The sequence below is a fragment of the Acidisoma cellulosilyticum genome, assembly GCF_020621385.1.
Taxonomy (GTDB): Bacteria; Pseudomonadota; Alphaproteobacteria; order Acetobacterales; family Acetobacteraceae; genus Acidisoma; species Acidisoma cellulosilyticum.
Genome location: NZ_JAESVA010000005.1, coordinates 197327 through 213376, shown reverse-complemented (window position 1 = coordinate 213376; position 16050 = coordinate 197327). Strand labels below are relative to the sequence as shown.

The 16050-nt window shown below is 53.1% G+C and carries 16 protein-coding genes; 5 read left to right on the top strand and 11 right to left on the bottom strand.

Features of this window, described 5'->3' with window-relative positions; translation table 11 throughout:
* Positions 1 to 87: 87 nt before the first annotated feature.
* Positions 88 to 1344, top strand: coding sequence for a hypothetical protein (locus ACELLULO517_RS15945; protein ID WP_227308401.1), 1257 nt, complete (start codon positions 88 to 90; stop codon positions 1342 to 1344).
* On the opposite strand, the gene ACELLULO517_RS15940 is transcribed toward ACELLULO517_RS15945, so the two are convergent.
* Both ACELLULO517_RS15940 and ACELLULO517_RS15935 read right to left on the bottom strand, forming a co-directional pair.
* Positions 1341 to 2552 (bottom strand): DNA cytosine methyltransferase, encoded by a 1212-nt coding sequence (locus tag ACELLULO517_RS15940; RefSeq protein WP_227308400.1) that lies wholly within the window; start codon positions 2550 to 2552, stop codon positions 1341 to 1343. The two genes, ACELLULO517_RS15945 and ACELLULO517_RS15940, sit on opposite strands and share 4 nt — an antisense overlap.
* A 4-nt stretch (positions 2553 to 2556) precedes the next feature.
* Complete coding sequence (locus ACELLULO517_RS15935) at positions 2557 to 3057, bottom strand: very short patch repair endonuclease (protein ID WP_264481539.1); 501 nt, start codon at positions 3055 to 3057, stop codon at positions 2557 to 2559.
* Between the two features lie 279 nt (positions 3058 to 3336).
* Between ACELLULO517_RS15935 and ACELLULO517_RS15930 the strand changes: the two genes are divergently transcribed.
* Positions 3337 to 4509, top strand: coding sequence for a hypothetical protein (locus ACELLULO517_RS15930; RefSeq protein WP_227308399.1), 1173 nt, complete (start codon positions 3337 to 3339; stop codon positions 4507 to 4509).
* 3 nt (positions 4510 to 4512) lie between these two features.
* Here the strand turns inward: ACELLULO517_RS15930 and ACELLULO517_RS15925 are convergent, their stop codons facing one another.
* A complete protein-coding gene (locus ACELLULO517_RS15925; protein WP_227308398.1) occupies positions 4513 to 5493 on the bottom strand; it encodes a DUF4238 domain-containing protein in 981 nt (326 codons plus the stop codon).
* A gap of 428 nt (positions 5494 to 5921) precedes the next feature.
* On the opposite strand from ACELLULO517_RS15925, the gene ACELLULO517_RS15920 reads away from it, so the two are divergent.
* A complete protein-coding gene (locus ACELLULO517_RS15920; RefSeq protein WP_227308397.1) occupies positions 5922 to 6536 on the top strand; it encodes a hypothetical protein in 615 nt (204 codons plus the stop codon).
* A 30-nt stretch (positions 6537 to 6566) separates the two neighbouring features.
* Entirely contained in the window at positions 6567 to 7895 is a 1329-nt protein-coding gene (locus ACELLULO517_RS15915; RefSeq protein ID WP_227308396.1) for a DNA cytosine methyltransferase, read from the top strand.
* Here ACELLULO517_RS15915 and ACELLULO517_RS15910 read toward each other — a convergent pair.
* Entirely contained in the window at positions 7873 to 8121 is a 249-nt protein-coding gene (locus ACELLULO517_RS15910) for a hypothetical protein (protein ID WP_227308395.1), read from the bottom strand. The genes ACELLULO517_RS15915 and ACELLULO517_RS15910 overlap by 23 nt on opposite strands.
* A 140-nt stretch (positions 8122 to 8261) precedes the next feature.
* On the opposite strand from ACELLULO517_RS15910, the gene ACELLULO517_RS15905 reads away from it, so the two are divergent.
* Complete coding sequence (locus ACELLULO517_RS15905; RefSeq protein ID WP_227308394.1) at positions 8262 to 8651, top strand: response regulator; 390 nt, start codon at positions 8262 to 8264, stop codon at positions 8649 to 8651.
* Positions 8652 to 9504: 853 nt separating this feature from the next.
* Here the strand turns inward: ACELLULO517_RS15905 and ACELLULO517_RS15900 are convergent.
* From ACELLULO517_RS15900 to ACELLULO517_RS15870, 7 genes are all read right to left on the bottom strand, one after another.
* Positions 9505 to 9753, bottom strand: coding sequence for a hypothetical protein (locus tag ACELLULO517_RS15900; protein ID WP_227308393.1), 249 nt, complete (start codon positions 9751 to 9753; stop codon positions 9505 to 9507).
* Between the two features lie 110 nt (positions 9754 to 9863).
* The gene (locus ACELLULO517_RS15895) at positions 9864 to 10448 is read right to left on the bottom strand and encodes a hypothetical protein (protein ID WP_227308392.1); all 585 of its coding nucleotides are present in this window, start codon (positions 10446 to 10448) and stop codon (positions 9864 to 9866) included.
* Between the two features lie 83 nt (positions 10449 to 10531).
* Positions 10532 to 11131 (bottom strand): N-acetylmuramidase family protein, encoded by a 600-nt coding sequence (locus ACELLULO517_RS15890; RefSeq protein WP_227308391.1) that lies wholly within the window; start codon positions 11129 to 11131, stop codon positions 10532 to 10534.
* 27 nt (positions 11132 to 11158) lie between these two features.
* Positions 11159 to 11329, bottom strand: coding sequence for a hypothetical protein (locus tag ACELLULO517_RS15885; protein WP_227308390.1), 171 nt, complete (start codon positions 11327 to 11329; stop codon positions 11159 to 11161).
* A gap of 226 nt (positions 11330 to 11555) precedes the next feature.
* Positions 11556 to 13193, bottom strand: coding sequence for a hypothetical protein (locus tag ACELLULO517_RS15880; RefSeq protein ID WP_227308389.1), 1638 nt, complete (start codon positions 13191 to 13193; stop codon positions 11556 to 11558).
* 150 nt (positions 13194 to 13343) lie between these two features.
* On the bottom strand, positions 13344 to 13628 hold the full coding sequence (locus tag ACELLULO517_RS15875) for a hypothetical protein (protein WP_227308388.1): 285 nt from the start codon (positions 13626 to 13628) through the stop codon (positions 13344 to 13346).
* Positions 13629 to 14069: 441 nt separating this feature from the next.
* Positions 14070 to 15524 carry a right-handed parallel beta-helix repeat-containing protein gene (locus tag ACELLULO517_RS15870; protein WP_227308387.1) on the bottom strand — a complete coding sequence of 485 codons (1455 nt, stop codon included), beginning with the start codon at positions 15522 to 15524 and terminating at the stop codon, positions 14070 to 14072.
* Positions 15525 to 16050 lie beyond the last annotated feature (526 nt).

Sequence of the window (16050 nt, the reverse complement as noted above, 5' to 3'; positions counted from 1 at the left end):
GTCGAGCGAGCCCGCGAGGCATTGCTCGACAGGGCTGGACGTGATCCTCTCCTAGATCGATATCGGGACGATCCAGTGGCTCTGAGCATGCAGGATTTCGCGCAGCAACTCGCTCGCTGCGCCCAGTCAAAAGAGGAATCTGTTGCCTTCATGGAAGCGTTTGCCCGCGTGCGGCTGGCAGGCATTACCAAGGCTCTATCAGCTCCCCTCGCTCATGCAGCCGCCGCTGGAGAAGACCTTGAAGTCGACTGGAATGATAGCGTGTTGCTGGTCGAGTCTGGCGTCGACCCCGTTGATGTTGCTAAGGCGGTTGCGGCCAAAACCGACCCTGGGAGGCTGTTTCTCCATATCGAGGTCGCCCTCGCTCGCTCAAAGGCCACAATCGCGACCTTCTTAGACATGACGGGACTCTCCGATAAGCAGAAGCGAGACCTTTATCCCTGGTTCTCCAGCCAGATCGGCGGCGGAAGCCGGGCTGAGCTGGCTGACGAGGTAAAGCGTCTCAATCTACACCTCGCCTGGATCCGCCGGACAGGCGTTCAGCCTGAGACATTCCTCGCCTACCATCGGCACCTGGGCATTCATGGATCGAGCCAGAATTTCTCAGGGGCTGTGGGCGCCATGGGTGCGGCCATTGCGTTCATCGATGCCATTGACGAAATTTCGCCCGGAAGCATTATCGAAATTGTGGGGACTTCGCCCTCCATCCTCAGGAACAAGTCTCCCGAGGCTATTGCTGAATATCTGGTCTCGGGCACGAAAACTGACATTAAGGCGAAGCAGATAAAGGCGCTGGTTCTGAACAATGAGCGTTTCGTTGTGTTCTCAAGCGACCCGGACGTCTCAATATTTTATCCGCTCGTTCAGCTTCCGCAATTCCCAAAGGTTGCCGCCCCCAAGGCGACGAAGAATTCTTCCAAAAAGCCCAAGGTTCCAAAACCGCTGAAGCCACTAACTAGGGGAGAGGGAGCGCTGGCGCTGTATAACCAGGTCCGCCAACACCCGGTCCAGAGGTCTCAACAGCTTAAAGAGTTTGCCGTCGGTGAGGTGAAGACCGCGACAGATCCGAGCAATCTGCATGAACGGTTGGCTCTGGGTTCACGGGAAACAAAGGTTGAAGTGAACGCTGATCGATTCCTGTTTATGGCCCTTCTCACCAAGGACATCTTAGAAGGTGGAACCGGCAGGAAGAGCGGACGGGCGCCACTTCAGAACCGTGACACTGTCCGCTTCACCGACGTCTTTAATCTCCATCACGCTTGGGGCTGGGATGGAGGGCGTATCCGGCACCCGGAGCACTGGGAAACTTTCAAGCAGCGCGTCAGGCTTTGGTGCGGCCTTTAGGCTGCAACAATATCCTCAACACGCAAGGTGGTGTTCGGCATAACCCAGTCCTTGGGCTCCGGCCGGACGCCCGTCTTCATCCACATCGCGAGAGCCGACATCTGGTAGGCGATCATCGGCGGCACCGCGTCACCCACATGCCGATAGCGGTTAGCCACGGCCCGAGCCGGGAAGCGGTAGTCGAACGGGAAACCCTGAAGCGAGGCCATCTCCCGCACCGTCAGGAGACGATCCTCGGTCGGATGGGCATACCGACCGTTTCCCACATGCGCGCACTCTCTTTTAATTGTGGGCGCCGCTCGGTCCCAGGCCATGCGGCCATACACGTCGGGATGAGAGCCAAGGTCTCCGAGCTCCCATCGACGCAGGCAGTCCTTAGTCAGCAGTTTCCTCGTTCGGGAGTTCCGGGCGACATCAGCCCACCCCCCGCCGTCATGGGGGGTTACAGCCATCCGCTTCTGAACCAGGGGGCCCATGCCCGGAAAAACATCGCCGTCCGGATCTACCGGGTTCTCGCGCTTCCATTCGGCCAAGCGGGATAGTGCAGCCCGGACTGTGGTCGCCTCTGGCCGGACCTTCCATCCCTTCCACAGGTCTTCAAGCGTCCGAACCGGTCCGACTCGTGATGCCACGACTAGAGCGCGCTCCCGAACCTGAGGAAGGCCAAACCGATCCAGAAAATGAATGTCGGAATGGACTCTGTACCCGGCCTTCTTCAGTTTTTTGACTAGGGCCTCGTGGTGATGTCGGTAGTTGCCCATGATGAGTTCGCGGGCATTTTCCATGAAGAACACCTCGGGCATCAGGCTGACCGCGAACTCAGCGCTCCGTCCGATCAGCGTGTTTTCCGGGCGGTCGGTAAGATGATTATTCGGATTGGCCCGCGACAGATGGGTGCAGGGCGCACACGAAATCATCACGTTGAGCTGGCCGCGGTTGATACCGATGGCCTCTGAGAACTCGGACGGCTGCAACGTCATCATGTCACGGGCCATCGGGCGGACGCCGTGATTTGCGAAGTAGGTCCCGTTGCAGTCAGACGCCCCCTCGCCTCCTGAGGGTTTTGCCATCTCAAGGTCGACTGCGCCCACTAGGCGGAAGTCCGGTCGCCGAGAAAAGCCCGCGCTTGTCCCGCCGCCACAACTAAAAAAGTCGGCGACCGTCCAGGCGTTTGGTGCCCCCGTAGGCGTGGTTGAAGCGCAATCCATATCCTTAGACTCGCACGAAAGTTTGGAGTCCGTCGATGGCCGATTCCAGCTTTTCCTTGGAACGGGTGTCGCACTCCCAAAATGTTACGACTCGCCAGCCTAAGGCCTGTAAATCGACGACATTGCGACTGTCTCTAGCCTGGTTCTGTGTGAGCTTTTTCGCCCAAAATTCGGCGTTCTCCTTGGGTCTCCTGATGCCCCGATCGCATTTTAAGCACCCATGCCAGAAGCACCCGTGGACGAAAACAGCCACCCGACGCCCCGGCATAACAAGGTCCGGCGTCCCCGGAAGGGCTTTGACATGCAGTCGATAGCGGAACCCTCGGGCGTGAAGAGCGCGGCGAACGGCGAGCTCTGGCTTCGTGTTCCCGGTGCGTATTGCGGCCATACGTCGACCCCGGTCCACAGCAATCCGCGCCACCGTAACCTCCTCTATCTCACCATTCGTTCGGATAGATCCGCGACTGAGGACGCACAAGATCCGAACGCTCAGGCTCAGCACCATCATTCCCAAGCCGGGTCCGAGACCCGCGTGGGCGCGGAACATCATAGTTCCCTTTTTGTTCTTGTCCACCCAGGACATCACCTCGCCGATGCCGTGGGCCAAAAGCGAGGCCAACCAGCGATTCCCAGGTTTCTGGGAGCGACGTCGGCTTTGAGCAACTGGTATCATCGCATCGTGAGGGCCTGGACGGGTCCGTACTTCTTTTGCCCGCTTTAAGCGTTGGCCCCAATTGGGCGCCTGGGCTATGGCTAGGCCGAGAAAAGGAGAGGCCTGCTAATCATGGCTCGTTCAAGCCGGGATGAATTCTCCGATAAGGATAAGCAGGCCCTGGCCGCCAGAGCTGGGTGGCACTGCTCAAAATGCGGACAACTTACGGTAGGTCCGAGTGAGGAAAGCACCAAATCAGTCACCATGGTGGGTGTAGCGGCGCATATTTCGGCCGCAGCACCGGGACCTGGTGGGAGACGATACGACAGTTCCATGACGCCCGAACAGCGATCAGGTATCGAAAATGGCATCTGGCTCTGCGCCACATGTTCAATTGAAATCGACAGAGACGAGGTAACTTATACAAGAGCCGAGCTACGGCGCCTAAGGCTCGCGCACGAACAGAAATGCTCGCTGGCGATACGAAACAGATCTGCCGTCAACATCCCAACCGGTCTGTTGGGTATTGGCACCAGCGTGATCTGCACAGGTGATGTTGTCGAATTCACAAAGGATTCCTGGACCCTTAATCTTAAGCATTTCCTCGAAGGCGAAATTGCAACTCTTCTGTCACTAATTGAGCATTTCAGCGAATTGCCAGAAGAGTATCGCTATATCATCAGCAACGAACTGGGTGACGGTCGAATGTTAAGTCATTCACCTAGCCTAAAGCGGCATTATGACGAATACCACCTAGTTTGCCCTATATTACCCTCTTCGCAACGAATTAGTGTTGAAGATTTAGGGACAAGCCTGGCAACCGATCCGATTAATAATGATATCTATGTGACGCCCACTGGCGATATAGCAATGGTTTCCGGCAGCGACTATTTCCCGCAGCGGATTCGAGAAGTTCTATCGATGCAAATCGGTGAAAGCCCTTTTCATCAGCTTTTCGGCGTTCGTTTATATGAGTATTATAGCGCATATCATGACTCTCCCTGGCTAGATCTCCTGTTCAAGTTGGATGTTATACGTCAAGCCTCCATCCCGGTTCGAGATAAGATAAACGGGACCGCCGAGACCCCATTAAGATGCGTGATTAAGGTTAACGAAGTGGTTGTGCTTGATTCTCAACCTGTTAATAATCGCCTGTCTGTGCGACTTGACCTGGAAGTAAGTGGCATTGGTCGATGGGCGAATGAAGTGCAAGTATACATGCCTACCAAAGAGCAGATGGATCAACGCAAGCAATTCTTTAAAGAAAGCGGCTGGAACGAACTTTTTCGTCAAATTGGCAAATGAAACCTAGTCCTCTCGCTTTTCGGGCACCGCAGGAAAGTTACCTTTAGATTGTGGGATAGCATCCCATCCGTCAGGTTTCTTATATTGACCTGGGATCCAGCCAAGGAACTGCGGCGGTTGATGTCCTAGGCGACTATCTACGAATGACTCATCAAAATGACTTGCTGCATAAACATAGTCTTTTGCTTGACGGACTACCGCGTCATTGTGTGCTGCGACCAGTCTATCGCCACTTACATTTTTTAAAATCTTCTCGTATCGCTCGCGGTTATTGCAAGCCAAGAACATGCGTCTCGGGCTCAACGCGACACCCACATACGAGTCATCATGAGCCAATCCATGAGGCATGACGATCGGACGATCCGACGTCATCAGAGTTTTCCATGTGTGAGGGAAATCCCACACTGCCCATCTCATATTGTTCAAAACGAGTCCAATTGGCTCGCTATCCATCATCCCCTTAATCAGGTTAGCAAATAGCCGTTCTTTGGTGCCCTGCTTCTGGGACGCAACGTAGGCTGCATAGTTGGGAGGGTCGCCCTCCTGACGAAGCTCGTCATATCGAGGCTCCAATCGCCGCGTGAGGTCGTCATAACCCTCGTACCAGACCTTACTAATCTCGGCTATCTTCTCCGGATTTCTATGGATCATAGACATTATAAATCTGCACCAGGAATCCTTCAGGTCTGGCGACAAGTCTTCGTGTGCGATCAGCTTATTTCTAGCCTCCGCGCTGTTTTTGTCGACCAGGCCGAGAAACTCGGTTTCCAACCAATTTTGATTCTCAGGCTCAAGATTCGGCAGGGTATAGAGACCTTCCTTGTATCCTGTTTCCGTTGGGCAAACCCATTTTTTGAACAGCCTTTTGGTCGGACCAACGCGATGAAACTGCGCGAGCCGTCCATCTCTTTGTCGGCACCACCGCCTCAGGTAAAATACCGGGATGTAATGGTGTTTTCTGGGATGCTCTGTCGACTTCGCCATATGAGCTTAGGCACTCCCAGGATCAGACACCGGAACCGACTCAGAATTGGGCTTCATCTGCTCAAGCTTTCCGAGTGTGATATTCATAGAACCCTCCTGGCATCGCTTGGCCGCTCCGGAACACATATAAACGATATGTCAAGAAAGCAAAAATCCTGGGAGAGCAAGCTCAATCCCAGGATTCTGCGCACCCGTACCCCTACAAGCACTTCTCATCTCGCGTTGGAGACCACTGATGAGCTCGATTGCATCTACATGCGGAGATGCCCTCTACAAATAGTATGCCTGATCCAAGCGCCTGAGATCCACTATCTCGATCAGATTTCTTTTATGTCTAATGCAAACAAAAATAATGCTCGATATACTTGATTTTCGCGCTCTAGATCACTCACACTAATAGTAACCCCGAATACTAGTGTGAGGACAACATGAGCAATTCTGTTTACATAGACCTGCCAGGCGATACTTACCGACATCGCGACACTATCAAATTTTCAGGCGGCAAATTCGATTCAACATACAAAATATGGCGCGTTCCCGCTGCTGAATTTGATCGCTTAAATGCACTCGTTAACCCCATCAAAATCGAACCCGCCAAACCTGCTCAGATTCCCAATGGATGGTTTGTAGGACCCGAGGATTCTGAAATCGAGATCGATGGAGAACCGGAGGGTTGGTCCGAAATCCAGGCCTGCCATGTCAACACGTTTTGCTGGAGATGGGGAGAATTTGTTAACGGAACTCCGATTGATGTCCGTCAAATCGCTCGACGCGTTCAGAGCGGTGTAATCATTGCATTCAAAACTTTTCAGATCCCGGGCTACTCTATGTCACCCAAAATCGGGAAATTCGATGCTGACGGAAAACTCGAGAGTTTTGGTTTGCTAAGTGGGGTTGAGGCCCGCGTGACTATGCACGGAGACCTTGGACCATCAGCTCCCGATCTCCGTCCAGCCGTCGTGGCGTTAACAGATCGCTATGAACGGGAGCGGGCCTCGAAATTGGGGCAGACATCATTGCGTTTGAACCTGTTTGGCCGGTAAGATTATGTGTGGGCTTCGGATTATATGAGCATGTATAGGCTTAGGGCTATCTCTCTTTTTTCTGGCGCCGGTGGATTTTGCGCTGGCATCGAACGCGCCGGATACCAGATCGCTGTGGCGGTCGAAAAGGACCGGTCGGCTTGTCAAACGTATCGCGCCAATTTCCCCTCGGTCCCTTTATATGAAGGGGATATCCAGAAATTTTTGGCGCCGAAATCAGGTCATGGCGAGCTGTATGGCCTCCAAGAAATCGACTTATGCTACGGAGGCCCTCCGTGCCAGGGGCATTCGAGCATAGGAGCGCGCGATGCTGATGATGAGCGCAATGGTCTCTGGGTTGAGTTTGCAAGAATTATTGATTCCATCAGGCCAAAATCGTTTATCATGGAAAATGTCCCTGGCATCCTGTCGTCAGGTCTCGGAAAATTTAAACGGGAAATCCTTCAAAAATTCCAGGCGATCGGATACTCGAATGTAACCCTGGTCCAAGTAGATGCATCAGATTTTGGGGCGCCGCAGATCCGCAAGCGAGTGCTTTTTGTCGGAACACGCGACGATTTGAGGCTTTCCGGATCGCTCGATGGCCTATTGAAATCTGGCCTCGATGCTCACCGACAGCCCGTAATTTCGGTCGACGAAGCGATTTCGGATTTGCCGGAGGCGGTATGCGAGCCCGGTGAGATGGTGGGCTACGCATCAAAGCCCTCGAGCGACTATCAGAGAACAAGGCGCAGTAGAAACCTCAAGGTTTCCGGGCATCATACGAAACGCATTGGTCCTCGCCGCGCTAATCTGATTGCCCACCTGGCCGCTGGTCAGAACGCGGACAGCTTACCGCCGGAGCTTTGGGATGGTGTCAGGGCCCAAAAATGGAGACGGCTGGATGGCTCGAAACCGTCGCATACGTTGCTAGCTCAGATGGGAAAGGACCTCTCTGAGTGGATTCACCCTCATTTTTCACGATGGCTCACACTGAGAGAAGCCGCCCGAATCCAGGGATTTCCTGATAATTTCGGGTTTCCATGTTCGGAATCGGAGGCCTTGAAGCAAGTTGGCAACTCTGTGCCGCCTCCCCTCGCTTATGCGGTTGGCCTGGTGGTGAAGGAGATCCTGGGTGGCGCAGTGATCGCTAGAAAGCGGGGTCGGCCGACAAAAGGTGTGAGACCTATGACCGGCGGGGAAAGGCATCGCAGGTGGAGGGAAACTCATGGTTCTGTGGCGCTCACTGTGTCACCAGAGCTGGCCGAAAGGATCAGGCTGGCCAGGGATGAACTATGTCTGACCACGGCTGAGCTGCTTGGTCAGGCCCTAGATGCCTTGGTAGAGCAGCGGCGACCTAGGCTGAAACGGGCGGCCTGACCGAGTGGCCAGCGTTGGCGGGTGACGGATTGTAGCGAGAGATCGAGGCGAATGTTGCCTTGTGGGAGTCCAAAATTTCTCGACGAGTCCTAGAAAACGCTAGCATCTCATAGAGATCGGACAGGTCGATTTTGAGCGTCACGGCGGCCTTTTTGGCGGGGATTTTGTCGTCGTGGATCAGCTGCCAGGCACGGGTTGCCTTGGCCTCATAAGCGGTTTGGGTCATCGCGGGCACTCCAAAACTGGCGGATATCTGCGAAATATATAGTGGCCACAGGTTTGATTACAAGCTGTGATCGCACGATGGCTTGAACCAATGTTCTCTTTATGTTCTATGAACTCACGCCGACAAGGAGCTCTGTGGATATGTCGAATCTCAATATCCTGGTAGTCGATGACGACGAGGTCACCACTCTTTTTTCGGTTCGGGAGCTGGAAAAAGAGGGCTGGGATGTGATAGGCGCCCTGTCCGGCGACGAAGCTGCCGAGATCATAAGGTCGGGCGTCGAAATCGATTTGCTGATCACCGATTATGACATGCCGCCCGGAATAGACGGTATCGTGCTGAGTAAAATCGCCCGCAAGATTCATCCAGGATTGCCGATTTTGATGCGTTCTGGCGAACCATACATCGAGACGAAAATGAGAGATCTTACTCAGCGGGCCGTAAGTTGTCCGACGAACGACAGGAAACATGCCGATCATATCTTGCATGTAGAATCCCAAGTGTCGTCCTACTTACCGACTACTGAGTAAGGGTCCGATTACTTTTGCAGACAAACCTACTAATATCGGGCACCTTCCAGAATTGGTCCGTCAGCTTTGCGATGTTGACTGAACGCGCAATTGAAAAACTGGGTCAGCCACTTTCCAAGCATCGGGGGTGGCGTCTCCAGATCCGGTGCGGCTGGTGTAGGGCTTTCTCGACGGTTGAGTGCACATACCTTCACGAATCTCTCGGTGAAGTTCAGCTATCGTCTGTCATAAGCAGATTGAAATGCAGAAAATGCAAGTCTTCACCTTCATCGGTTGCAATTCGGCATCACATGGCGCACGAGTTGCTACTCGGAGTTGATGACAACTAAACTGACATGAGGAGGCCTATGATAAGGCCTCCTAGGAATGTCGTCGCGACAAATATTAAAGTTTTCCGAGGCATTAAGCGTATCGCTTCCAAATAAATTTCTCGGGAATTTTGTTGATTTTTCCGAGAAATTTTGTGCCGATCCAAATCCAAACAACGCTGCCCAGGACGACCCCGACAATATCGAGCCACGTCCACCCATCGGTGTTAGCGCCCATTTTTGAGCAGATGGCGTAGAGAAGAAGAATGGGTGGCCCGAGATATGTTGACGGCAACACAATGAGAGCCAGGAGACCAATCGCGTTGCCGTTGTAACTTTCTTTGACCGCCCTACAATGCTGGCAGACGGTTGCATCGGGGCTAATGGAGCCTTTGCAAAATGGGCACGAGATAAATGCAGTAGCCGACATCTGGACCCCCGAAATAGACCCCTCAACCGGGGTTGAGCGATCTAGATCGGTTTCGTAATATGGTCAATGGGCAGTCGCAAACTGAATCGTTTTTATTTTCGGAGATCTACTAGACTTAGGTCTCCGCAGCCTTGGCGTGGGCCATTGCCCGTATTTGGCTGATCATGCGCTCATCAACATCTCTTAGTCGTTGGAGATGTCCGGTCACCTCGAAATCTTTATCAATATATGAGAATTTGACTGAGAATTTCATTTTATTATCTGGGCCAGGGTAGGACTTAAATGTGCCCCGAAGTTCTTTCAGCCCAGGTATCTCGGCCAGAATTCTGGCGACGGCTTCATCGGTTGTTAGCATGCTTTTCACACCCCTTTCTCATCCGGGAGGATGCTAACCCGCTTCACACCATCCCGGAATCAAAAAAAGCCGCCCCGGTTTCCCAGGGCGGCCAATTCAGATCGGATATCTAGACGAGATTAGAGAGCTTTGGCGATCGTAGCCGCCTCGCCTGCCACGGCTGAAACCTCCGTTGCAATGGTTGCTGCACCGGTCGCAGGAGCTGCGGCTTCGACAGCCTGGGCGACGGCGGTAACCACCGGCGCGGCGGCCGCGACAACTGGGGCTGCGGCAGCGACGACAGGATCAGCTGATCCTGCGGTTTCTGCGATCAAGGCCTCGGCGGTCGAGGCAAGTTGGGCGCCGGTTGTCGGGCTGATATCCGTTGCGAGGGTCACGCCATCTTCAGCAGCCAGGGCGACCGAACTAGCCGACTTGGTCGTTACCGCTGCAATGGCAGCTTTTGCGAGGGTAACCGCATCTGCGCTAGCTTTTGAGTTGTCTGGAATGGCCAACATCGTAGCGCCACCGACGGCTACGGGAACCGCATCAGAAATCGAGATGACCTTATAAGCGGCACCTACCGCAGCGCCCACGATCATACCCAGGCCCGTAATCGAGGTAGGCTGTTGAAGGTGGCTGGCGACTTTAGTCAGGATCGCTGACAGTTTCGATGGTGTTGCCGTAGTCGTGGCGACGACAGCCGTAGTTGTGGTAGCAGACATTTAAGTCCTCCGTAAATTTATGGAACTCTGTTGATTTAGATTACCACGCGGATGCTCAGATCTCGCTGGAATTCGTGAAATAATTACACCGCTTGCGTAGTAATCAGGCGGCTATAAGCAGCTTGTAGTTTCGAGGCATATCCGAAAACTTGGCCTGGGCCATTGTAGCCACGAGCGAGGGTTTGCCAGTCGTGGGATTTCAGGGCTTGGTTTAGTCTTGCTGACTGAATGAAGGCAACGAATGCATCGAGGTGTGCTCCAGCTCCAGATTTCATGGCTTTTACGAAATCGGAGACGTTTTCAAAGCTCACTGCGGCATGGTTCGATCCCATGATCTGAAATTCGCCCCAGCTACACGCAGAATCGGCAGCCGTTGGATCCAGGGCGGCCGCATCATCGCGCCGGTCCCACTGATGTGTGCCTGGTGCTCCGTATAGCGAGGGAATCCATGTCGAGGTCGACAGAAGGACGCCGGACCTATCTTTGTGGTCGTCAAATTTTCCAGAGGTTTGCTCATGAAAAATGTGGGCTTCGAAGAGAATTTTTGGTCTGCCGTCGGGAAGGAATCCGGATTGACCGCCGCTTTCAACGATGGAGAAAGCCTTAATGGCGGGGATATCGCATCCAAGAGTCTGGGCGGCAGATGCATAGTCGGCATCGGTAAGCGTGGTGATCAATGGCATTGGATTTACTCCATAGGCACGGCAGGCTTAATGAACGGTTGCTCCGCCAGTGAGTTTGCTGGCAACAAAAGAACTCACGATGAGTGGGATGGCTGGGACCTCTTCGCCGTCAGCAAGATTTGCTATGATGCCGAGTGTGTATTCGGCGAGCTGACACATCAGGAGAATCTGATCGGCGGTTGTCATTTTCTCATGCATTTTTAGATTCCCTTATTTGACGTTCTCTCTCAGAGATAAGTCTGCTTATTTGGCGAGGGCACACAAAATGAAATCGATCCTGCAAATCTTCGGTGATCACGCCCTGCTGATAAGCCTTGAAGATTCTGTCGGCCAGAGTCTTTGGAAGACCTCCTGCGCCAAAGTTTTCAGCACGGCCCCGATGCGTTTGGGCGATGAGAGAGATGATAAAATCCGGATTTCGATGTCATGTCGCCCTCCATTTCTTTCCGCGCATCGTGAGAATGGCGCGCTTGCCGTTTGGGTATGTGATGATATGGCTGTGAGACCAGCTCGAAGGACCCTTGTTGTAACCCATGTCTAGAGAGCCACTGACTCCGGCTGTGTAAATTCCATCTACGATGCCGCAGCTATGAGTGTGAGCTGTGTTGCAGCGTCGGCCAATCTGGCGATAGGATTTTGGAGATCCACGGCTTCCGTTGGGTCCGCGATGGCCGTGCATCCCGCATTCGATTCCATCGCCTTGGTCGGCGCAAATCACCCAACTATCATCTTCGCGCAGAAAGGTTGTGTTCTGGAGTTTTGATTTCGTAGAGGACCTGACTGCCTCCTCGAAAATTAGCGGTTCAACACCGGCTTCGATTGCCTCGAACATTCTGAGGTTCCAGCGGTGCCAATAACTCGCATTGATTGGATCACGATGCCCGTCAGCTTCTTCGAGCCATCTCCTGAATGCTTGGTCGTGGTTGCTTTCGACGACAACCGTCCGACACCAGGATCGCTCGATGCTCTGAAGCTTGTCCGCGCAGGATTTCATGCCATCACGTACTGATGCACCGCCCGAGAAGTGGGTTTGAGCAAGGAAGTAGGCCGAGCCTCTGTTGTGATGGTTGCGAGCAGTGAAATCTGCCAGGTCATGAACGTGTTGCTCACGCGGGCGAAGGCTTTCTAGGATGGAATGCTCGCTGTCAAAGCAAGCATTCAACACTTGGGTGTCCCGCTTCTCCTCGTGGAAATCTCCCCATGTTATGGCTTCTACACGTGCCCTGGATATACCACATGCCGAGTAATGCTTGTCGAGATCGTAGAAGGAACCGTCAGATCCAGCAATTAATTGGCGGCAGAACCAATCGCCTGACTCATCGACTTCAACATAAATGGCCCCGAACACATGATGGAATTCAGCCTTTTGACCGGCTTTCCGCTGGATGTAGTTAAGCTGGGTGCATGCGCCGGTAGTGTAGAGAAACCGGGCGTGTTGACCCTTCATCACGGCCATGGATTTCATCGCAATCTTGGCGTGTGGGATGATGCCGGATGAAGATTTGGTGTAGCTATCTAGACCGGACATAGGGTCTACGGCCGTCGGCAGAATGTCCAATTCTCCGCAGAAAACCAGGTCTTTAGCCAGGCGTGTCGGTGCGTTTACAAGGAATGGTTGGATCGCCTCATCATACCAAAGATCTTCTGATGCTTTGGTTTGTTGATGCGGGTTTTCGAACGCATTCTTATTGTATGAGAAACCAGCAACAAGGAGTTCGGCGCCATTATGGTCGCAGAAACCAAGGATAGCTTTGAAGAAGCTATCGAAAATTCTCGTGTTATTCTGGGCCGATGTGATTACCCAACGGCGGCCGTTGGCTTTCTTAACGCGGGCTTCTGGGCCTTCAAGGCTACCACCGAGTAACGGCCTTTCCGATTTCGATGGCTTCTGTATGATTTCAGGTATTGCTATCGATAAAGCTTGAACGCGAACTCGTGGTTTCTCAACCGTTGTGTTTTGCTCGGCAGTTTTATTGTTTCGCCGAAATGTAGACCATGGGATTCCTGCATCCTTGGCTTGCTGTCTTAAGCTTTTAGGTTGTCCGTTATTGTGCGCTTTCATGTGATTTACTCCGAGTCTAGGCGGGGTATGCAGATATCACTCTGCTTAACCTTAGCTTGATGGATCACACACAGCAAAAGCAAGCTTTATGCATATGATTTTGCAGTATTATTTTGTTTTTATTATTCTGTTTACATGTTGTCCACAGAATTACTTCTGTGAACCCTGATCTGACTTCAGATCAGCTACTTTTTGAGTAATCGTCGCGAGTTGTAAACTAATGCTCTGCAGTGATGCTTGGATCTGCGTATTGCTTGATGCCTGCGATGCTTCGAGCGCGACGATCCGCCTGGCATGGTCGCCGAGCTCTGAAAAAGCTAAGGCGGCATACCATATTCCTGTGCCGAGCTGAATAATGAGGCCTGCGGCCAGGGCTATCCTTGTCAGTGTCAACCGATCCGCGTTCGGAGGTGTGGGCGTTTGATTGCCGGACATGCGGGTAGCTTTCAAAAAGTGGACGCACGAAGGCAATCCTTGAGATATGGAAAATATGTGGACTCACAGGAAGCCCGTACAGAAGGATATCGTGGTGTTGTGGCCCGATATCCTTCTGAGATGACCTACAGTGCTGTAGAGGGCTTAAAACTCGGTTTGGATAACCTGTTGACAGGATGTCAACAGGTTAGGCTAGCGGGGTTGCCGCGGAGGCTGATGAGGTGGCTGTCCAGCCTGCGGGGTTTCCCCCATTTTGGAAAACCCACTGCAAATCGGTCTCATCATTTATTTTGGTGGGCTTTTTGCCGGAAGCTAGCCAGGATTTATAAGCCGTGTTTGTTGGGGCGACATATGAAGCCCTGGCTGACGAGTAGACTGAGGCGGTGTTAGATCCGACGATCCAATACCAGTTGTTTATCATATACATGCTTGATTTCCTTTCTATGCGTAGACGCCGCAGGTCGCAGTGTCGGCATATCCCGCCACACTGCCGGGCAGATAATTGGGTCCACCGCCTGCTGTGTCGATAACGCCGCCTAAGCTTACCGAATATCGAGTGCCGGTCGCAGCGCCGGTGAACGTGGATCCATATGCGGCCACTAAGCCATTTGAACAAACAATGAATGCTCCCGAAAAATTTGGTGTGCCGGTCAGCGTAAATGGCGCGTCAGCAATAGCGACGTATCCCCCGCTGTTACAGCTTATATGCTGAGATGCGCCGCCCACAATTTTGTAACCCGAAGCTTCGTTGGGGCCCAATGTTTCTACAGATACCGATCCGCCGGTCCAGCAATCGATGTGCGAGGTTCCCGCGATGCCAAATTCCACCTGGGGTCCGATAAGAACACCCGCATCAGTCGTGCACACTATGCAACTCCCAACGTTGTAATAGCTTGCGCTGGTACCGGTTGCCGTCAGATGGACGCCGTTGATCGTGAGGTTTGAGCTTTTTGTCGCGGTCACCGCGCTTAAATTGACACCCTGAATTACAACGTTACCCGGAACCGTGAGATTTCCGACGATGGAAACCGGAGTCGATATAGATGTCCCCGCGAGGCTGAATCCATTATACGTGCCGTTGGCGAGATTAATTGTAATCGTGCTCGCAGAGAGATCATACTGCTCTGCAGCGATCGTTAAAGCTTGCTGAATCGTCGCTAGCGGAGTGAGAGCTGTGGTCCCTAGTGCGAGGTCTGATCCGAGGGGGCTGATGTAGAAATTGAGCGTTCCCCCAATAACTGGCTTGCGAAGTCCAGTGAGCTTATTGGGTAAGAACGGAGCACTGGGATATACGGAAATGTTTGATTGAACAATATTTACTGCCCCCGCATTGACGGTGACGACATACAATCCAGTCCACCCGGCATCGACGGCGGGCGTCGCTTGAGTGCCTGCCGATGCGGCGACGCCCGCCTTAACCTGCAGACTTACGGTCTGAGCCCGCGTCGTATTGACTGACGCCTCTCCACCACCCGGTCCTGAAAACGGCTGTGCGGGGTTGGCGGGATTGTAAAATTGCAGAACAAGTGGGTCGACGTCTTGCTCTAAAAATAGGGCTTCAACTAGGTAATTTTGTGAATACCCGGCAGTCGTAGGAACGCTCAAATCGAGGGTTGTCGATTCAGTGTTGACACCCATTTTTACGAGAGGATCACTATCTGCAGTCAGAGTGCCAAAAGACGATTGGTCGACTACCGTGAATTGAGTGATCGTGCCAGGCGCCAGGGTGATACCAACACCGGAGGCGGCTGGCGTGCAAGCAAAACCGTCAACAACGGTCTCCGTACCGAGCATCATCTGAAGAATGTAGCCGAGTGCGATCATGGTAGACCGCTGTGGATTGAGCTGGTCGCGAACCGATGGCACGGCTCCGACGTATGTAATTGTGCGATCCATTTATATGTTTCCTCAACGCCGAACACCCCGCAAACGCGAGGTTGGGTAGGCCTAAAATTTGATTGGGTTAGGCTATAATCTGGTTAGGCGGCTGGAACCGCAGGCACGGGAACCGCTTGTGTGATGCATGCCGGAATCAATGCAGCTAGCTCTACAGGAGTGGTCGCCGAACTCAAATCTGTTGACCCGACTTGCATGAGTGCTGCTAGCTGCGTTGCGCATGCGGCCCTTGTCGTTGTATCGCCGATGATGTCTGCGGTTGTATAGGCAACCCGAACATTACTCATAACCGGGCTAGCCAGGGACACAAGATTTGCCAGATGTGTAGCGGCCGCCGTAACCATATTGACGCCGAGTTCTGTGGCACCATAAGTCCAGGATGACCTAAATTCGCCAGGCGGCATGACCTCTCCCGCGACCAAGGTTCGTACGGAAAGCCCGGCTGCTGCAGGCTGAGGCTCATAACCGGGCATTGCGGATACAATGAGAACACTGTTATCGGCCTGCTGGACGACATAGGTTGTCG

Excerpts from the sequence above, each read along its gene's own strand:
- ACELLULO517_RS15945 (WP_227308401.1), top strand. The coding sequence starts at position 88 with ATGCAGGATTTCGCGCAGCAACTCGCTCGCTGCGCCCAGTCAAAAGAG.
- ACELLULO517_RS15890 (WP_227308391.1), bottom strand. The coding sequence starts at position 11,131 with ATGCCATTGATCACCACGCTTACCGATGCCGACTATGCATCTGCCGCC.
- ACELLULO517_RS15895 (WP_227308392.1), bottom strand. The coding sequence starts at position 10,448 with ATGTCTGCTACCACAACTACGGCTGTCGTCGCCACGACTACGGCAACA.
- ACELLULO517_RS15915 (WP_227308396.1), top strand. The coding sequence starts at position 6,567 with ATGTATAGGCTTAGGGCTATCTCTCTTTTTTCTGGCGCCGGTGGATTT.
- ACELLULO517_RS15880 (WP_227308389.1), bottom strand. The coding sequence starts at position 13,193 with ATGAAAGCGCACAATAACGGACAACCTAAAAGCTTAAGACAGCAAGCC.
- ACELLULO517_RS15870 (WP_227308387.1), bottom strand. The coding sequence starts at position 15,524 with ATGGATCGCACAATTACATACGTCGGAGCCGTGCCATCGGTTCGCGAC.
- ACELLULO517_RS15935 (WP_264481539.1), bottom strand. The coding sequence starts at position 3,057 with ATGGTGCTGAGCCTGAGCGTTCGGATCTTGTGCGTCCTCAGTCGCGGA.
- ACELLULO517_RS15910 (WP_227308395.1), bottom strand. The coding sequence starts at position 8,121 with ATGACCCAAACCGCTTATGAGGCCAAGGCAACCCGTGCCTGGCAGCTG.
- ACELLULO517_RS15925 (WP_227308398.1), bottom strand. The coding sequence starts at position 5,493 with ATGGCGAAGTCGACAGAGCATCCCAGAAAACACCATTACATCCCGGTA.
- ACELLULO517_RS15905 (WP_227308394.1), top strand. The coding sequence starts at position 8,262 with ATGTCGAATCTCAATATCCTGGTAGTCGATGACGACGAGGTCACCACT.
- ACELLULO517_RS15920 (WP_227308397.1), top strand. The coding sequence starts at position 5,922 with ATGAGCAATTCTGTTTACATAGACCTGCCAGGCGATACTTACCGACAT.
- ACELLULO517_RS15930 (WP_227308399.1), top strand. The coding sequence starts at position 3,337 with ATGGCTCGTTCAAGCCGGGATGAATTCTCCGATAAGGATAAGCAGGCC.
- ACELLULO517_RS15885 (WP_227308390.1), bottom strand. The coding sequence starts at position 11,329 with ATGCATGAGAAAATGACAACCGCCGATCAGATTCTCCTGATGTGTCAG.
- ACELLULO517_RS15940 (WP_227308400.1), bottom strand. The coding sequence starts at position 2,552 with ATGGATTGCGCTTCAACCACGCCTACGGGGGCACCAAACGCCTGGACG.
- ACELLULO517_RS15875 (WP_227308388.1), bottom strand. The coding sequence starts at position 13,628 with ATGTCCGGCAATCAAACGCCCACACCTCCGAACGCGGATCGGTTGACA.